Below are 17525 nucleotides of genomic sequence, written 5' to 3' on the forward strand. Positions count from 1 at the left end.
ATAAGGATGCACATATGAAATTTGATCATCCACAAATTCTGTTTTTTCTGTGGGGGCTTTTGCCCCTTTCAGGATTGCTGGTGTACGGCATTTACCGGCACAAAAAGATCCTTGCCCGGTATGCAAAAGCGCCAATGTTTGAGCATATCCTGCCGGGCTTCTCCTATGGCCCCAAATGGGTGAAAGCTATTTTATCCGTGATGGCCACAGGATTTGCCGTGGTGGCCCTGGCAGGGCCACTTGCCGGATACCGCTGGGAAAAAATCACCCGGAAAGGGGTGGATATCATGATTGCCTTAGATTGCTCCCGCAGCATGCTCGCCCAGGATGTTTCCCCCACACGGCTGACCCGGGCCAAACGGGAAATCATCGACCTGACCCGCCTGATGCATTCGGACCGGGCAGGACTTGTGGCCTTTTCAGGCGCTGCGGTGCTGCAATGTCCGTTAACCCTGGATTATAATGCGTTCGGCATTTTCCTTGATGCTCTGGACCCTGATTATCTGCCTGTGGGAGGTACGGATTTGACCGCAGCCCTTGAGTCTTGTTACAATGGATTTGATCCTTCATCCACTGCGGGAAAAGCCGTTATTCTCATCACCGACGGCGAGGATACCGCCGATGATGAAGCCGCCCTTACTGAGGTTGTGGAAAAATTTGCCAAGGAAAAAATCCGTATTTTCGCCATCGGGGTAGGCGATCGGGCCGGAGCCCCGATCCCGGCCAAGGGCGGGGGATTTAAAAAGGATGGGGCAGGCAATATCATTTTGTCAAAAGTGAACGAGACCATGCTTAAAAAAATTACTGCCATGACCCAGGGCCGCTATGTACGATCCGTGGCTGGGGACATGGACCTTGAACAAATTTATTCCGGGGATATCCTGGGCACCATGGAACAAACGGAACTGACCCAGGGTCGCAAAAAAGTCTGGGAAAAACGGTTTCAGTGGGCCTTGCTTCCCTGTGTACTGCTGCTGATTGCCGAAATTTGTTTTCCACAGGGATCGGGCCGCAAGCACGGTGTTAAAAGTGGGCGTTCGCTGATTTGCCTGGTCATTGCCCTGGGCCTTATGACACCGGGACTTGCCAGGGCAGGTTTTTGGACTTCTCCGGTAAAGCAGGGCATGCAGGCCTGGGACGACAAGCAGTTCGAGCAGGCAAAAAAGCATTTTATTGACGCCCAGCTTGAAAATCCGGACGACCCGCGTCTTTATTATAATATCGGTGCTGCGGCCTATGCAGCCGGTGAATATGACCTGGCTGAATCCAATTTTGCCCAGGCTGTGAATGCAAAGGACGGGGAACTTAAACACAATGCCCTGTATAACCTTGCCAATACCCGTTATCGTCAAAACCATCTGGAAAAGGCAATAGAGGATTACCAGAGCCTGATTAACGCGTTCCCCGATGATACCCAGGCCAAAGAAAATCTTGAATTTGTAAAGAAAAAGCTTGAAGAGCAGAAACAGCAACAGCAGGATCAAAAAAATCAAGATCAGAAAAATAAAGACGAGCAGAATAAGAATCAGGGGGATCAAAACCAAAAGGACCCGAATAACCACGATCAGAATCAGAACCCGCAGGGCAGCGAGGATAAGAAAAATCCGTCCGAAAAACAGAATCAGAATCAGGCGCAGGGAAAGGATCAGAAAGACCAGGGAGATAAAAACCGGCAAAATAAACCTGAAAAAAATACCCAGCAGCCAAACCAACCCCAAACGGACCGGCATCAGGATATGTCAGCACAAGAGTCCCAAGACCCGACTGCCCAGACAGGGAAGGCCGGGCAGGGGCAAAAGGGAGAGGATAACATGCAGCAGGCACAGTCAAAAATGCTTGAAAATCGTCTCAACCGCCTCGAAGACAAACCCGGCATGGCCCTGATTCCGCAAACCGGAGTACGAAACAATGATAAAGACTGGTAAATTCAATAGGATGACCAAAACGCATCGGTATATGGCAGGACCGGCAATTGCAGCACTGCTCTTTTTCATTCCCTGCACAGCCCTTGCCTTTACCGCCACGGCCCAGGTGGATCAGACCCGTGTTACGCCCCAGGATGTTATTTCATTGCAGGTCATTGTGGACGGCGGTGAGGCCGACGTTGACACCTCTTCCATAACCGGGTTCCAGGTCAATCCCGCCGGGACCCAGTCGAGCAGAAGCTATATCAACGGCACATGGGGCCATAAGGTCATATACCGGTACATGCTGATTCCCTTAAAAACCGGCGTACTGACCATTCCGCCCATTACCTGTGTCCGGGACGGCGAATCGGTATTGACCAGGGAGATTAAAATTCTGGTGTCGGAACCATCGGCCCGGATTGATGATGACAAGGGCGATTTTTTTGCCCAAGCTTTCGTGAGCAGTGACGGGATCGTGCCGGGACAACAGGTTGTGTATACCCTGAAACTATGCACGGCACAACAGATCAAAGGCGCCTCTTTTGATCCCCCCCGGTTTGAGGGCCTGACTGCCAAACAGTTGACGGACTGGTCCAAATATACCCGGACCATCAACGGCCGGGTCTTTATGGTCAATGAGACAAAATATCTGGTCCAGGCGGACGCACCCGGACAGGTTACCATTCCCCCGGCTGTTTTTGTGGCCCAGGTGCCCATACAGCGAACCAGACAACGTGATCCGTTTAATTCCGTATTCAATGATTCGTTTATTCGGGATTCATTCTTCGATACCACACCGGCAAAGCCCGTGCGTGTAGTGTCCAATTCCGTGAATCTGACGGTCTCTCCTTTGCCGGAATATAAGGGGGATCAACCCTTTTCAGGCCTTGTGGGCCAATTTTCCATATCAAGTGAGCTGGACAAAAACAGGGTGAAAACAGGTGAATCCGCCACATTGACCGTTGTTATCAAAGGAACTGGGAACATTATGGATGCGGCGTTGCCTGCCCTGAACCTGAATACGGATCAGTTTAAAGTATATGAAGATACACCGGTTCAGGATGTGCAGGTTACCGAACAAGGATTTGAGGGACACAAAGTGTTCAAGCAAGCGTTGGTGGCTTCTGTTCCTGGAAAAGCCCTTATTCCCGAGCTTTGCCTGGTCTTCTTTGATACGGAATCAAAAACGTATAAACTCACTACCACAACGCCTTTAACACTTGATGTCCAACCGGGCGGCCCTGTGACCTTGGTGGATGCGGCTTCTGCCGTAAATACGGATGCGCAAACCCAGGCGGCAGTCAAAAACGAAAAATCCGAAGTGAGGCTTCAGAACAGGGATATTCTGGATATTAAAGAAAACATTGCGAGTATCCACTCACGCCCCTGTCTTTCCATGGGCTGGTTTGTCTTTCTGGTCTGCCTGCCGGCCTTGGGGTTTGGGGCGGCAGGCACGGTCATGCAGTTTGGCGCCAGGGAAAAATCTTTGAAAGCGCAATACCGTAAAAAAGCATGTGATTATCTAAAACAAGCGCGTAAAACCTCACCGGAGGATCCCGGGTTTCTGCCGGGTTTATCTTCAGCTCTTACCTATGCCGTCCTGGCCCGGGGCGGCAAGGGGGGCGAAAGCCTGACCCGGGATGAGGTCCGGCAGATTCTCTCCTGCAACGGCCGGAACCAGGAAACCGTCAACAAGGTTACCCAGCTGATGGATGCCATGGATGCCGCCCGTTTCGGAGGAAAACCCATGGATGAGAACACCGCAAGAAGCTGCCTGGGCCAGGTTTCATCCCTGATTCGTACGCTTATGGTTGTGGTCTGTGTGGGATTCTCCCTTTTTATGTTCCGGAGCGCGGGTCTGGCTGCCCAGGATAGTGCCGGGATAATCGCCTCAAAACAAGTTCACGCTGTAAAAGACACGGCGGGTGTATTTGTGGATGCGGTGCGTGCATATAAGGCAGGGGATTATGCGGCGGCGGCGGCACAGTTTGAGTCCATCGCTGAAACCCGCGTCGATAATCCGGATCTTTTTTATAATATCGGTAATGCATATTTGAAAAGCAACGATCTGGGCCGAGCCATCCTGTGGTATGAGCGGGCCAGAAAACTTGCACCCTCGGATCCGGATTTAAGATTTAATTTGGCCTATGCCCAAAGCCTTTTAAAAGATAAAAAAGATACCAGCTTCTCCTTTGCCGGTATCATTTATTTCTGGCAGGGTCTGATTTCTTTGAAATGGCTTCAGTATGCCTCGATCACGCTTTCTTTTTGTTTTTTTATCTGGGCAACGGTTCAAAAATTCAGGGGCAGACAGATTTTTTCAGGTGTGGGCATTTTTATTTTTTTATTTTTTGCCGGCACAACTCTGGCTGCGGGACTTGAATACAACCGGATTAACTCGAATGTAAAAGCTGTTATTCTTGCTGAAAAAGCCGGTGTTCGTTCCGGAACCATGGATAATGCCACTCTCTTGTTTGACCTGCATGCCGGTACACGGGTTCGGGTGCTGGAAAAGAAAGATAACTACATGAAAATCCGTTTTGCCAAAGACAAGGTGGGGTGGGTGGCATGCAAAAATGTAGAAATAATATAGAAGAGAAAGGGAAGACTGAAGTTGAATCTCTTTGAAAATTAATATATAACGACTAACCTAATTTTAACAAATCATTGATCCGCCCGGACAAAATTTTACCGGGACGGTCAGGAATAAAATCTTCTATGGATATCATGAATACAAAAATCGGCGTTGTCGGGGCAGGTGCCTGGGGAACAGCACTTGCCAAACTACTTGCGGATAAAGGGTTTACCCTGGATCATTGGGCTTTTGAAACCGAAGTAAAAGAAGAAATTACCCTTCACAGGGAAAACAGAAGTTTTCTGCCCGGATTCAGTCTGCCCCCAGGGCTTGTACCTACCAATGACATTGAAAAGGCCGTGTCCGGAAAAGATCTTGTGCTCATGGTGGTGCCTTCCCATTGTATGCGCGCGGTGGCCACACAGATGAAACCTTTTGTCTCCCCGGGCACTGTTATCGTCAGTGCTTCCAAGGGGATTGAAAATAAAACGCACATGATTATGACCGATATCCTGTCCGAAATTATTGATTTTTTGCCTGATCACAATTTTGGTGTGCTGTCGGGCCCAAGTTTTGCCAAGGAAGTGGCTGCCGGAATACCAACTGTGGTGGCAGCGGCAGCGTTGAAAAACGAAGTGGCCAAATTTATTCAGAAGGTGTTTTCTTCGCCCAATTTCCGGGTCTATGTTAACCATGATATTATAGGCACCCAGATCGGCGGTGCCATGAAAAACGTGATTGCGATTGCCGCTGGTGCTTGTGACGGAATGAATATGGGACTTAATCCCAGGGCTGCTCTGATCACCCGGGGCCTGACGGAAATGAACCGTTTGGGCACCCGCCTGGGTGCAGACCCCTTAACCCTTTCCGGACTGGCCGGTGTCGGAGATCTGTTGTTGACCTGCACAGGGTTTCTCAGCAGAAATTACACTGTCGGCAAGCAGATCGGCCAAGGCAAGTGCCTGGATGATATTATTTCTGAAATGCGCATGGTGGCCGAAGGTGTTAAAACCACCCGGTCCGTTTACAACATGTCAAAAAAGCTTAATGTCGATCTGCCCATCTGTGCTGAAGTCTATTCTGTCCTGTTTGAAAACAGCCCTGTGGAAAGATCTGTTGAGCGGCTCATGGGCCGGTCCCTGAAACACGAGTTGGCAGGCGTGATCTGATTTTCTTTTGATTAACAGGAAAGAATATGACGACCATAGAAAAAAGACAGGGCGAGGAAACCATTGCCAATGCCATAGCATTGGATATTTTAAACGCTAAATTCAAAATACCTCCCATGCCGGCCAATGGGGCAAAATTGATCTCCCTAATCAGAAAACCGATTGATGATATAGAAGTCGATGATTTTGTAAAGATCATTGATTCGGATCCAGGGCTTTTATCCATGATTCTTCAATTGGCAAATTCCATCTATTTCAAGGGAGTTAATGAGATTTACAGTTTGCGGTCAGCCATTGTCCGTGTTGGACTTCAAGAGACCATCAATACAACCAATTTGTATTTTTTCAAGCGTATGTTCCCAAAGATTCCTGAAATAAAGGGGTTTCAACCCCAAGCGTATTGGGCTTTTTCCTGGGCTTGCGCTAATGCGGCAAGACGTCTGGGGCATCCGAACCTGGACATGAATGTCAATCCGGGTGAACTTTATATCGCAGGATTGCTTCATGGTATTGGAAAATTAATTCTTGCAATTCAATATCCTTTTGAGTTTTCAAAATGCATTCAAACAGCCGCTAAATTAAAATTACCAATTCATACTGTTGAGCTGGATGAATTTGGAACTACAGACGCTCATATCGCATCAAAATTGTTGCGGATCTGGCATATCCCTTCCCGGATTTGTACGAGTATAGAATTTTACCGGAATCCGGATTTGGCACCGGAAAAGGAGAGACATATTGCGGCATTAATTCAGTTCGCCTATGCCGTTGCCTCAATGTCCGGTATTGGGAAAAACGGCGATGGCTGTGTCACTTCGCTGGAATCCACCTGGATCGACGGACAATCGGGATTACCATTGTCCAAAAAGGAAATTCAGGAAACGGTTGTCAAGGAGATCCAAAGGTCTCTGGAGAAAAAATCAGAAAGCATCACCGGTATCGCTCCCCCAAAACAAGATACGGTATCTGAGCCTAAAAATGCGCTTTCTCAACATCGGCAGATTGATAATATAAAAAATTCAATGCCGGCCAAGCTGGATTCAACTAAAGCCGACTCGTCTAAAACTCGATTTTTTACCTGGATACGGTCATTGTTTCATTGACAAAACAAAATAAAAGATCTTTTTAGTTTTTGCCAAGTCCTTTATGCGCTCTCTTTGCGGCTTTTAAGATAACCTGTGTCATCCGGCAGGCCGGGCATGCGTGCTGTTGAATTGGCAAGGTGATCGCAGGCTTCGTTCAAGGGGTTACCGGCATGGCCTTTTACCCAGATGAACCGAATATCAAGACCCGGCAGCAGATCCAGAAGACGCTGCCACAGATCAGGATTCATGGCCGGGCTGCCGTCGGATTTTTTCCAGCCCTTACGTTTCCATGACTTTGCCCAGTTTTTGGTAATACCGTTGACAACATACCGGGAATCCGAATACAGGCAGATGGGACGGGTTTCCCCTTTTAATGCTTCAAGGGCCACGATCACAGCCAAAAGTTCCATGCGGTTGTTGGTGGTCAGGTTAAATCCGCCGGAAAAAGTTTCCCCTGTTTCAAATACTACGCCATATCCGCCGGGGCCAGGGTTTCCGATGGCCCCACCGTCCGTATACACTATCACCGCATTTTCCGGATATTCATAATTGGCCGGCTGCTGCCCGGTCTTATTTTGCTTTGGGGCACTATCAAACTTTTTAGTTAAAGATGCAGAATTTGTGTAGGAAGGATCCTCCAGAAAGGCCAAGGCCTGCTGTTTTGTTTTAAAGCTTTTGAATCGGGCGCCTGCAAATCCTTTGACCTGGCACTCGGCATCCGGCCATGATGTGAATATACCTGTTTTTCGGCCCCTGGCCACTGCGTAGAATTTCATGCCCAGGAATATAAGGGCAAAAAAAAGGAATGTAAAGAAACATCTGTGTATCAAAATTAGGCTATTTCTTGAAATAAATATGCAGTCGGTGTAGAGTATTGAAACAATAACGGATCAATTGCAACATGTTGCCGCCGGTTTCAGGTGCCCCATAACCTAAAAAAAAGGGGAGAGAGCCAGGCTAAATAGGCGGCTAAGCAGTTTGCATCAACCATAAAGGAGGTAAAATGGAACCCAGTAAATTCCGTGAATCAAGAGTGTCCATCAACCGTTTGTGTGACCAAATGGATCAACTTATAGAACAAGAGGAGGTGGATGAGTCAAGAGCCTGCTTTGAGCAGGCATTCGGTGAACTGGACGAGTTGAAGCCAAAGGTTTCAGGAGATATTCAGGAACGTTCGGTTAAAAATCTGGCAATGAAGCTCAAGGGCATGAAAGAGAGGATTTCCAAGTTAAAAACCAAGGGAACTGCATCATCCGGCTCTGGATCTCGGGTAAAAAATAATATTGAATGGGACATTGACCGGGTGGCACAATTAGCAAGAACTTTTCTTGAAAAAGTACTGAAAAACATGGCTGGTGATCCAGAATCAAAAGTTTTTTTCGGCACTACGGGCAAAGGTATCCGTCCCAACTACCAGATTCAGTTCAAAGAGGGTCAAATAGCTTCGTTTACAGGATCAGGCCATAAACCGAAGACTGTCTCCCCAGGTCAGGGTGCAAAAAATTTATCTGCACCTTTTTCCTTTCAGGAGGTTGACGCCATTTTGAACAAGACAGGCAATATTTGAAGGATTAAAACGGATGAAAACAATCAGAGCACTGTTTTTATTTGCCATCATGTTTTCTGCAATGCATGTTTTGACCCAACAGGCACTGGCTGAATATGCCTCATCAGCCACTCAGTCCCTTAAGGTCAGGATTGATGCTATCCTTGATGTACTTAATGCTCCTGAATTTCAGGGAGATGAGAAAAAAGAGAGCCGCAGGCAGAAAATCCGTGACATTGTCCTGAATGGTTTCGATTTTGGTCGTATGGCCCAGTCCTCTCTTGGGAAACATTGGAGAGGACGAACCCCGCAGGAAAAGCAGGTGTTTACGGTCCGGTTCCAGCGTTTGATTGAAAATACATATATATCAAAGCTGGAAACCTATACCAATGAAAAGGTTGTCTATCTTGATGAGCAGCTCAAAAGGAAAAAAGACCGGGAATACGCAAAAGTTCAGACCCAGATTATTGCCACCGATGGTACTGAAGTCCCCATTGTCTATATGATGCACAGGCAGGGCACAGATCCCTGGCTGGTATTTGATATCAACATTGAAGGGGTAAGTATGGTTAATAATTACCGCTCTCAGTTTGGTGAATTCCTCGGCCAAAAACCGTTTTCAGAGCTGCTCAACGATATTGATGCAAAAAACAGCTCTGAATAACAGCCATGGGCTGATCTGGTCTATCAACACCCAGAGTCAACCCACAACAAGACATGAAAGTAATTTAACAACTTATTAAAACTTTGATATAAAATAAAAAAAAGTCATTGCATCTTTCAAACTTATGCCGGTCTGTGATTCAACAGACCGGCATATTATATTCATCTTCCGTTTCTTTCTGCCGACCGGCAATTGCTTTAGTCTGTATGAATTCCCACCAACATCTAATACAATTTTAATGTTTATATATTATCATTGAGAATCATAGTGCTTTCCGATTAGATGTGCGGTGAACCATTTGGGTATGGCAAAAGCGCTCGATTAATATAATATTAAACTGAATCTAATGAATTTGAACAAAATTTTTAAGGAACATAGATGACATTGATTCACGTGCTTATACTACTTTGGGTGCTGACCGTTGCAGGATTTTTTATAGGTCGCAGCAAGGCCTTTGCTGTTTGCTCCGGCATAGGCGGTCCAAAAGCACTTCATTCCAGGCCGTTATACTACGGAGCCCTGACCTCCATTTGGTGTGCGGTACCGGCTTTAATCGTCTTTTCGTTCTGGCTTTTTTTCCAGTCCACCATCATCATGGATCTGGTGATGGCAGATCTTCCAGAGGATATCCGGTCCTTGCCCCAAGACCGCCTTAATCTTGTTGTCAATGATATCCGAAATATTGTATCCGGTAACATTGTGGGCAATGAAATCAGTCCTGTTATTCAAGCTGCAGTCGATCATTATAAAAGTCTTGAGATGATCACCCAGGCTGCGTTAAGCATAATCATAACGGCAATGTCCATAGTTGCCATTGCAGGTGTGTGTCTAAAAATTACACCAAAGCTTCGGGCCAGGAATCATGTAGAAAAGGTTGTTGAGATCCTGCTCATTGCCTGCGCCACTCTGGCTGTTCTCACCACCATCGGCATTGTACTTTCTGTATTTTATGAGGCAATTCGGTTTTTCAAGATTGTGCCGGTTCATAGATTTTTATTCGGACTTGAATGGAGCCCCCAGATGGCCATTCATGCGGATCAAATCGGATCTTCCGGTGCATTCGGGGCGGTTCCGGTTATATTGGGCACCATGCTCATTGCCGGCATTGCCATGTGTGTGGCCGTGCCGTTAGGCCTTATGGCTGCCATTTACTTGTCTGAATATGCCAATGGAAAGTTTAGAAGTGTTGCCAAGCCGCTTTTGGAGATCCTGGCCGGCATTCCCACGGTAGTTTACGGTTTTTTTGCAGCCCTTGTTGTGGCCCCGGCTATCAAGGATGCGGGTAATATCCTGGGGTTTTCCGTATCTTCGGCAAGTGCTTTGTCTGTCGGAATCGTTATGGGAATCATGATCATTCCCTTTGTTTCCTCTTTATCCGATGATGTAATCAATGCGGTACCACGCTCCTTGCGGGATGGCGCTCTGAGCCTTGGTTCCACCCGGAGTGAAACCATTATCAATGTTGTGCTGCCCGCAGCCCTCCCCGGAATTGTGGGCGGAGTGCTGCTGGCCGTGTCCCGGGCCATTGGGGAGACCATGATTGTTGTGATGGCGGCCGGCCTGTCTGCAAACCTGACCGCCAATCCCTTCCAGGCAGTTACAACGGTTACGGCGCAGATTGTCACCCTGCTGGTGGGGGACCAGGAATTTGACAGTGCCAAGACCCTGGCCGCCTTTGCTTTGGGGCTTTTGCTGTTTGTCGTTACCCTGATTTTAAACGTGGTGGCCTTAATGGTTGTCAGAAAGTACAGAGAGCAGTATGAATAATTTAAATGATGCACAGAGCAGGGTTAGGACCATAGATATTGTCAAAAAGGGACTTAATAAACGCTACCGCAAAGAACGTTGGTTTTGTTTATTCGGGTGTACAGCCGTTATTATCAGCCTAAGTTTTTTGTCATTGCTGTTTATCTCGATTATTTTCAACGGGTATACTGCGTTTCAGCAGACCATGGTCCGGCTGGATCTCTTTCTGGATACCAAGGTTATAGACAAGGATGACCTGGCAGGTGCCGATTATTCCAAACTTATTCATAATGCTTTGTTGTCTGTTTTTCCTGATGTGACAGAACACAAAGATAAACATAAATTGTACGGACTTGTCAGCATAAGCGCTACCTACATGCTCCAGGATTTTGTGGCCAAAAACCGACATGAGATCGGAACAACGATTCAGATATGGGTACCGGCCGATGATGATGTGGACATGTTGATGAAAGGGCGCATTGATCGGGACAAGCCTGAGTCCCAAAGACGAATTAATGACCGGCAGCTTGCCTGGGTAGATCAACTGGTCAGGCAGGGACAGATCAAAAAGGTATTTAATATAACTTTTTTCACTGCAGGGGATTCCAGAGAGCCTGAACTTGCCGGGATCTGGGGAGCGGTTTGCGGCAGCTTTTACACGCTTCTTGTCACTCTTATCCTCTCTTTTCCCATTGGCGTGTCTGCTGCCGTATATCTGGAAGAGTTTGCTCCTCAAAACAGATGGACGGATATCATTGAGGTGAATATCAATAATTTGGCAGCCGTACCCTCCATTGTATTCGGGTTGCTGGGACTGGCTGTGTTTTTAAATTTTTTCGGCCTTCCCAGATCTGTTCCGCTTGTGGGTGGACTGGTTTTAACCCTGATGACGCTGCCCACCATTATTATTTCCGGCCGATCCACACTTAAAGCGGTGCCGCATTCCATTCGTGAGGCAAGTCTTGGTATTGGTGCATCCAAAGTCCAGATGGTGACACATCATGTCCTGCCCCAGGCCATGCCGGGCATGCTTACCGGCACCATCATCGGTATGGCCCAGGCCCTTGGGGAAACCGCGCCGCTTCTGATGATCGGTATGGTGGCTTTTATTGTGGATATCCCCGCCGGTTTCACAGACCCTTCCACGGTGCTGCCCGTACAGATCTACCTGTGGGCAGATAGTCCGGAAAGGGCTTTTCTGGAAAAAACTTCCGCTGCCATCATGGTGCTTCTGTTTTTTTTAATGGTCATGAATGGAGCAGCCATTGTTTTAAGAAAAATATTTGAAAAAAACCGGTAAGTAAAAAGTATATTTCAGGAGTTACCCATGAAAAAATTTATTATCACTTCAATTGGCCTGGTTTATTTATTTATTTTTGGAATTGCCCAGGCCGGCACCGGTGCGGCAAGGGACTATATCTCCATTGTCGGATCCTCAACAGTTTATCCTTTTGCTACGGTTGTTGCGGAAAGTTTTGGAAAGAAAAACCGCTTTAAAACCCCGAAAGTTGAATCCACGGGATCCGGCGGCGGACATAAGCTTTTTGGTGCCGGCATTGGTATCGAGTACCCGGATATTACCAATTCCTCTGCCCGGATAACAAAAAATCAGCTGAAAAAAGATTTCAAAAATGGTGTCAAAGAAGTTGTTGAGGTGAAAATTGGCTATGACGGCATTGTTGTGGCAAATTCCAGGCAGGTCCGCGTGTTCAGGCTGACTAAAAAAGATCTGTTTCTCGCTTTGGCAAAACAGGTACCTGTGGTAGGGGATCAAGGCGTTTTTAAGCCAAACCACTATGAAACCTGGAAACAGATAAATCCATCACTTCCCGACATCCGAATTGAGGTGTTTGGCCCCCCCCCTACCTCCGGCACCCGTGATACCTTTGTGGAACTGGCCATGGAAGGCGGTGCAAATGCGTTTAAATGGATAGCAAAATTGAAAAAATCAGATCAAAAACGATACAAGGTGATATGCCATACCATGCGGGAAGACGGGGTATATATTGAGGCTGGGGAAAATGATAACCTCATTGTGGATAAGTTGAGCAAAGCGCCTGAAGCTTTAGGAATTTTGGGGTATTCTTTTTTGGACCAGAATACCGATAAGATCCAAGGCGCTTTTATTGACGGTGTGCAGCCGACATTTCAGGCCATTTCCGATGGAAGCTATCCCGTGTCCCGGCCCTTGTATTTTTATATTAAAAAGGCCCATGTTGACAACATCCCCGGTATGAGGGAATATTTGGCTGAGTTCACCAGTGAGATGGCCTGGGGTGATGAGGGATACCTGACAACTAAAGGGTTGATCCCCATGCCCCTGGAGGAACGCCAGCATTATAGAAAAGTTGTTCAAGAACTTATCCCCTTAACCTTGGATGATCTCAATTAAGGATAAATAAAAACAAAAATGAATCAGGAACAAGCAACAGGTCATCCGCCCAGAAAAGTTGGGCGGCATCCGCTGATTGAGCGGACGGAACGGGCAACCGTGGGGCAGGCAACGGTTGAAAACCCCAGGATGAGCTGTCAGAATGTGGCTGTTTATTACGACTCCAAAAAAGCCATTAGCGATGTGACCCTGGATATTGGTCGCAACGAAGTGATTGCCATGATCGGGCCTTCCGGGTGCGGTAAATCCACCTTTCTGCGCTGCCTGAACCGGATGAACGACACCATTGAAAGATGTGTTGTCACCGGGCAGATTTTCATGGACGGCATCAATATATATGATAGGGACGTGGATGTGGTGCCGTTAAGGGCCCAGGTGGGCATGGTTTTCCAAAAGCCCAATCCATTCCCTAAATCCATTTATAACAACATTGCCTATGGCCCAAGAATACACGGCCTTGTCCAGAACCGGGATGAGACCGACGAACTGGTTGTGAGTTCTTTGAAAAGAGCCGGTCTCTGGAGCGAAGTCAAGGACCGGCTGGAAATGCCGGGTACGAGTTTGTCCGGCGGGCAGCAACAGCGCCTGTGCATTGCAAGGGCCATTGCGGTGAACCCGGAGGTGATTCTTATGGATGAACCCTGTTCTTCCCTGGACCCTATTGCTACGGCCATTATTGAGGAACTCATTGATGAACTCAAACAGGATTACACCATCGCCATTGTGACCCACTCCATGCAGCAGGCATCCCGAATTTCCCAGCGTACGGCCTATTTTCACCAGGGAAATCTCATTGAAATCGGACCCACGGACCAGATATTTCTAAATCCGTTGCACCAGCTCACCGAAGATTATATCACCGGGCGGTTTGGATAGTGATTGGCGTAAGTATCATAACGATTCAAGATTCCCAAATTCGTGAGACAACTTTGCCTGAGACAAAATCGTATTAATATCTATTTGTTTTAATCACTATACAGTTTATCCGCCACGCTATGATATGATTGGCAAATGTGATACAGTGCAGGATACTATTTGACCTTTCCAAATTAGATGGTATAAAATTTTTTGATTTGGGTAAGAATCTGGCATGAAAATGATTTACTGGATATTGAATTAAAGCATAACACCCGCAAAGGAGGTAATACCAAATGAATTTTAAATCCGTAGATGAGATCCTGCAATTTGCCATTGACAGAGAAAAGGAAGCTGTAAAATTTTATGCATCTTTGGGCCAGGAAGCCCCTTCCGAAGCACTGAAACAAACCTTCATGGATTTTTCCAAAGAAGAACAAAAACATGTAACGCTGCTTTCCGATATTTCCGGGAACAAAGCCATGATTGACAGCTATGAGCTCAAGAAGATTCCTGACCTTAAAATAAGCAACTACATGGTGGATACCAAATATGAAAAAGGTATGCCCATGCCTGACGTCTTGAAAGTGGCCATGAAAAGAGAGGAGAAATCAGTCAAGCTGTATCAGATTCTCGGAGACAAGACCGATAATGCCGATGCAAAAAAGCTGTTTCAAATCCTTGTACAAGAAGAGTCCAAGCATAAACTTGGCCTGGAATCCATGTATGATGATTACCTGGCTGGCATGGACGGATAATCTTAGATCCTGATCCATACTCAAAAAACGATTATGAGTGAAAAAAAACGATTGAAACTGATTTCATGGAATGTTAACGGGTTTCGTGCGGTTTTGAAAAAGGATTTTTTTGATTCCGTGACCGGCATGGACCCGGACATTCTCATGCTCCAGGAGACGAAGCTTCAGGAGGATCAGCGCAGTGACCAGATGATTCGGTTTGGCGACTATGAAAGTTTCTGGAATTATTCAACCGTTAAAAAGGGTTACTCAGGTGTGGTATCCTACACGCGGATTGCTCCGGAAACTGTGACCACGCAGTTTGGAAAGCCAGAGTATGACGGTGAAGGCCGGATAATAAGAATGGATTTTGAACCGTTTATTCTGTTTAATATCTATTTTCCCAACGGCCAGATGAGCGATGAAAGACTTTCCTATAAATTAGGGTTTTATGACTGGTTCCTTGATTATGCCCAGAAATTAAGAGATGAGGGAAACTCACTCATTGTTACCGGTGACTTTAATACGGCCCACAATGAAATTGATTTAAAAAATCCGGCACCTAACGCCAAACGATCCGGTTTCTTGCGGATCGAGCGGGATATACTGGATAAAATGGTGAATATGGGATATGTAGACACCTTTCGCCATTTCTACCCTGAAGCGGTAGAATATTCATGGTGGTCCTACCGTTTTAATGCACGAAAAAATAATGCGGGGTGGCGCATTGACTACTTTTTTGTCACCCGAGATCTCATTGAAAACAATATTGTAAAAGACGCATTTATTGACAATGATATCTTTGGTTCTGATCACTGTCCGGTCGGATTAGTGGTTGAAGTGTAATTGCTTTAAACCTTTTCCCTTTACGTTAAAAGGCCCTGTCCTCCGACACAGACGAAGTATTTGTTTCGGACAGGGCTCTTTTTTTTACGCAAACACTACACTATTTTTTCTACAGGTCTTCTTTCAGGGACATACTCAGGTACCATCTCAAGATTGTTCACCTTTTCCGATACATAAAGTCCGCAATAACAGGTCCCAAATTCTTCCATATCCGGCTTGCGGTATTCGCAGGGACAGATAATGTCTCTGTCGTGTTCCCTGTCTCCGGAGGCCAGGCGGCAGGGGCAGGCCATATAGCCGTATCTTTGTTTGTTGAGCTGCAGGCTTTCCAGCAACTCAAATACCAGATCCTTATCCTTGTTAAAATAAGCCCCTTTTTTCTCCTGAGAGGTCTTCAGTGTATCATAGAGTTGTTCTAAGTTCATTTGATTATTCCCAATGCTTTTTTAATATCATTTTCCTTGTTGCCGACAATTACGGTCTCTTTATTGATTTTAATGGTGGGAAAAGAGCACCTTGGGTTCAATATTTTTATTTCATTTAGAACCGCATTACGCTCATCACCTTGAAAGTCGTCGACCTGTATGTAATCATATTTAATATTGTGTTTGTCAAACAGTTTCCTAGTGGCCCTGCAGTGGCTGCAGGTGCTTAATCCGTATATTTTTGGGATACACTCGCACATTTAAAATTTTCTCCTTTAATATATCGATGTGTCAATCATCAACTTTATTTAAGCATATATTATGCCTGCACAAAATTTAATGTCAACTGTTTCGCATGGTTTTCTGATTGGTTGAGAAAAAATAGAGCGATGCGGTAGATTCAAGTCGTCTATGTGGATATTTTTGTTCTAAATCTGGCGGATTTTCGGGATATAAAAAAAAGTAATTTTTTTCTTGCTTTTTATTTTTGTGTTGTTATATTCGTAAAAATTATCTTCGGTAAGTATCAAATAATAAAAATTGCGAAAAAATATTTATAACCAGTTGTATTATGTATCGTCAATGATACGTCTTGTTGAGACATATATGTGCTTAACGCTTTCCTGGTAAGGTGAGTCTGGTAACTTAATTCTTCCGAACAAATATAATTATCTTTAATATACTTGTACTAATCGCAAATAATTAAATGTTGGTATTGTTTTTGCAAAAATTCTGCATTAGATTGAATCATCGGGTTTGGGTATTTTTGATCAACCCCGGTTAACTTAAGGAGGGAAAAAAGGATGACTAAAGTAATTGCATATCAGAAAGTTAAAAGCCGTTCAGAAAAAAAACGGGCTCCTTTTTATGGTGCGATTAAGTCAGAAAATGAATTTTATTTTCAAATAGCCTCCTTGTTCCGGGAAGCGACCAAAGGCCGCAGGCAATTATCAGGGCAAATGCTTGAGCAGATGCTCAAGGCAAAAGAAACACATTGCTCTGTGGAAACGTCTGTTTACAACCCATATTGATATTACTGCCAGGGTCAAAAACTGGCGCTCACAGACAGTGTTTCATAAACTTTTAAAACAAAAGGAGTGTTATCAATGGCTGAAAAAATGGGAATTTATAAATGTATAAAATGCGGAAATATTATTCAGGTTCTTCATGATGAACAACCTCCGGTAACCTGTTGCGGAAAACCCATGGATCGCCTGGTGGCAAATACGGTTGATGCCGCTAAAGAAAAGCATGTTCCCGTAATAGAAAAAATTGAAGGTGGATACAAAGTGGCTGTGGGCAGCGTTGCCCATCCCATGACAAAAGAACATTGGATCGAATGGATTGAGCTTGTATCTTGTGACGGTGCGTATGTTCAACGTATGATGATGACCCCTGATTCGGCACCAGAAGCGGTTTTTAAATGTGATGCGGATAAGGTTGAGGCCATGGCTTACTGCAATCTTCACGGGTTGTGGAAAGCTTAAAATTATGTAGAATCAGAAATTGTTTTGGGTAGAAACCGGCAATGGGTAGAATATGTCGTTTTTACCAAGTATAAAAAGCCCGTTGTCTTTA

17 protein-coding genes are annotated in these 17525 nt (G+C 45.8%); 14 read left to right on the forward strand and 3 right to left on the reverse strand.

Annotated features, from left to right (window positions below; genetic code table 11):
* Positions 1-14 precede the first annotated feature (14 nt).
* From DESPODRAFT_RS16515 to DESPODRAFT_RS16530, 4 genes are all read left to right on the forward strand, one after another.
* On the forward strand, positions 15-1925 hold the full coding sequence (locus tag DESPODRAFT_RS16515; RefSeq protein WP_004075034.1) for a vWA domain-containing protein: 1911 nt from the start codon (positions 15-17) through the stop codon (positions 1923-1925).
* Complete coding sequence (locus DESPODRAFT_RS16520; RefSeq protein WP_004075036.1) at positions 1909-4500, forward strand: BatD family protein; 2592 nt, start codon at positions 1909-1911, stop codon at positions 4498-4500. The genes DESPODRAFT_RS16515 and DESPODRAFT_RS16520 overlap by 17 nt, the downstream gene beginning before the upstream one ends.
* A 125-nt stretch (positions 4501-4625) precedes the next feature.
* Positions 4626-5651, forward strand: a complete 1026-nt coding sequence (locus tag DESPODRAFT_RS16525) for an NAD(P)H-dependent glycerol-3-phosphate dehydrogenase (protein ID WP_004075039.1) — start codon at positions 4626-4628, stop codon at positions 5649-5651.
* A 26-nt stretch (positions 5652-5677) separates the two neighbouring features.
* On the forward strand, positions 5678-6754 hold the full coding sequence (locus DESPODRAFT_RS16530; RefSeq protein ID WP_004075041.1) for an HDOD domain-containing protein: 1077 nt from the start codon (positions 5678-5680) through the stop codon (positions 6752-6754).
* A gap of 41 nt (positions 6755-6795) precedes the next feature.
* Here DESPODRAFT_RS16530 and rnhA read toward each other — a convergent pair whose 3' ends face one another.
* Complete coding sequence (gene rnhA / locus DESPODRAFT_RS18865; RefSeq protein ID WP_004075043.1) at positions 6796-7512, reverse strand: ribonuclease HI; 717 nt, start codon at positions 7510-7512, stop codon at positions 6796-6798.
* A gap of 227 nt (positions 7513-7739) precedes the next feature.
* On the opposite strand from rnhA, the gene DESPODRAFT_RS16540 reads away from it, so the two are divergent.
* The 8 genes from DESPODRAFT_RS16540 to DESPODRAFT_RS16575 all read left to right on the forward strand — a co-directional run bounded on the left by DESPODRAFT_RS16540 (position 7740) and on the right by DESPODRAFT_RS16575 (position 15522).
* On the forward strand, positions 7740-8303 hold the full coding sequence (locus DESPODRAFT_RS16540) for a hypothetical protein (protein WP_004075044.1): 564 nt from the start codon (positions 7740-7742) through the stop codon (positions 8301-8303).
* A gap of 13 nt (positions 8304-8316) precedes the next feature.
* On the forward strand, positions 8317-8946 hold the full coding sequence (locus DESPODRAFT_RS16545) for a Tgt2/MlaC family protein (protein ID WP_004075045.1): 630 nt from the start codon (positions 8317-8319) through the stop codon (positions 8944-8946).
* 378 nt (positions 8947-9324) lie between these two features.
* Entirely contained in the window at positions 9325-10713 is a 1389-nt protein-coding gene (pstC, locus tag DESPODRAFT_RS16550; RefSeq protein ID WP_004075047.1) for a phosphate ABC transporter permease subunit PstC, read from the forward strand.
* On the forward strand, positions 10706-11992 hold the full coding sequence (pstA, locus tag DESPODRAFT_RS16555; protein WP_004075049.1) for a phosphate ABC transporter permease PstA: 1287 nt from the start codon (positions 10706-10708) through the stop codon (positions 11990-11992). Before pstC ends, pstA begins: the two co-directional genes overlap by 8 nt.
* Before the next feature lie 27 nt (positions 11993-12019).
* A complete protein-coding gene (locus tag DESPODRAFT_RS16560) occupies positions 12020-13084 on the forward strand; it encodes a substrate-binding domain-containing protein (RefSeq protein WP_004075050.1) in 1065 nt (354 codons plus the stop codon).
* Between the two features lie 18 nt (positions 13085-13102).
* Positions 13103-13960 carry a phosphate ABC transporter ATP-binding protein PstB gene (pstB, locus tag DESPODRAFT_RS16565; protein WP_004075052.1) on the forward strand — a complete coding sequence of 286 codons (858 nt, stop codon included), beginning with the start codon at positions 13103-13105 and terminating at the stop codon, positions 13958-13960.
* A gap of 275 nt (positions 13961-14235) precedes the next feature.
* Positions 14236-14697 (forward strand): ferritin family protein, encoded by a 462-nt coding sequence (locus DESPODRAFT_RS16570; protein WP_004075054.1) that lies wholly within the window; start codon positions 14236-14238, stop codon positions 14695-14697.
* Between the two features lie 33 nt (positions 14698-14730).
* Positions 14731-15522 (forward strand): exodeoxyribonuclease III, encoded by a 792-nt coding sequence (locus DESPODRAFT_RS16575; RefSeq protein ID WP_004075056.1) that lies wholly within the window; start codon positions 14731-14733, stop codon positions 15520-15522.
* 95 nt (positions 15523-15617) lie between these two features.
* Here the strand turns inward: DESPODRAFT_RS16575 and DESPODRAFT_RS16580 are convergent, their stop codons facing one another.
* Together DESPODRAFT_RS16580 and DESPODRAFT_RS16585 are read right to left on the reverse strand one after the other, a co-directional pair.
* Entirely contained in the window at positions 15618-15947 is a 330-nt protein-coding gene (locus DESPODRAFT_RS16580; protein WP_004075058.1) for a ferredoxin-thioredoxin reductase catalytic domain-containing protein, read from the reverse strand.
* The gene (locus DESPODRAFT_RS16585; protein ID WP_004075060.1) at positions 15944-16207 is read right to left on the reverse strand and encodes a glutaredoxin family protein; all 264 of its coding nucleotides are present in this window, start codon (positions 16205-16207) and stop codon (positions 15944-15946) included. Before DESPODRAFT_RS16585 ends, DESPODRAFT_RS16580 begins: the two co-directional genes overlap by 4 nt.
* A gap of 543 nt (positions 16208-16750) precedes the next feature.
* On the opposite strand from DESPODRAFT_RS16585, the gene DESPODRAFT_RS16590 reads away from it, so the two are divergent.
* Together DESPODRAFT_RS16590 and DESPODRAFT_RS16595 are read left to right on the forward strand one after the other, a co-directional pair.
* Positions 16751-16978, forward strand: coding sequence for a hypothetical protein (locus DESPODRAFT_RS16590; protein ID WP_004075061.1), 228 nt, complete (start codon positions 16751-16753; stop codon positions 16976-16978).
* Positions 16979-17053: 75 nt separating this feature from the next.
* The gene (locus tag DESPODRAFT_RS16595) at positions 17054-17434 is read left to right on the forward strand and encodes a desulfoferrodoxin (RefSeq protein ID WP_004075063.1); all 381 of its coding nucleotides are present in this window, start codon (positions 17054-17056) and stop codon (positions 17432-17434) included.
* The last annotated feature ends 91 nt before the right edge of the window (positions 17435-17525 follow it).

This window comes from Desulfobacter postgatei 2ac9 (genome assembly GCF_000233695.2).
Taxonomy (GTDB): domain Bacteria; phylum Desulfobacterota; class Desulfobacteria; order Desulfobacterales; family Desulfobacteraceae; genus Desulfobacter; species Desulfobacter postgatei.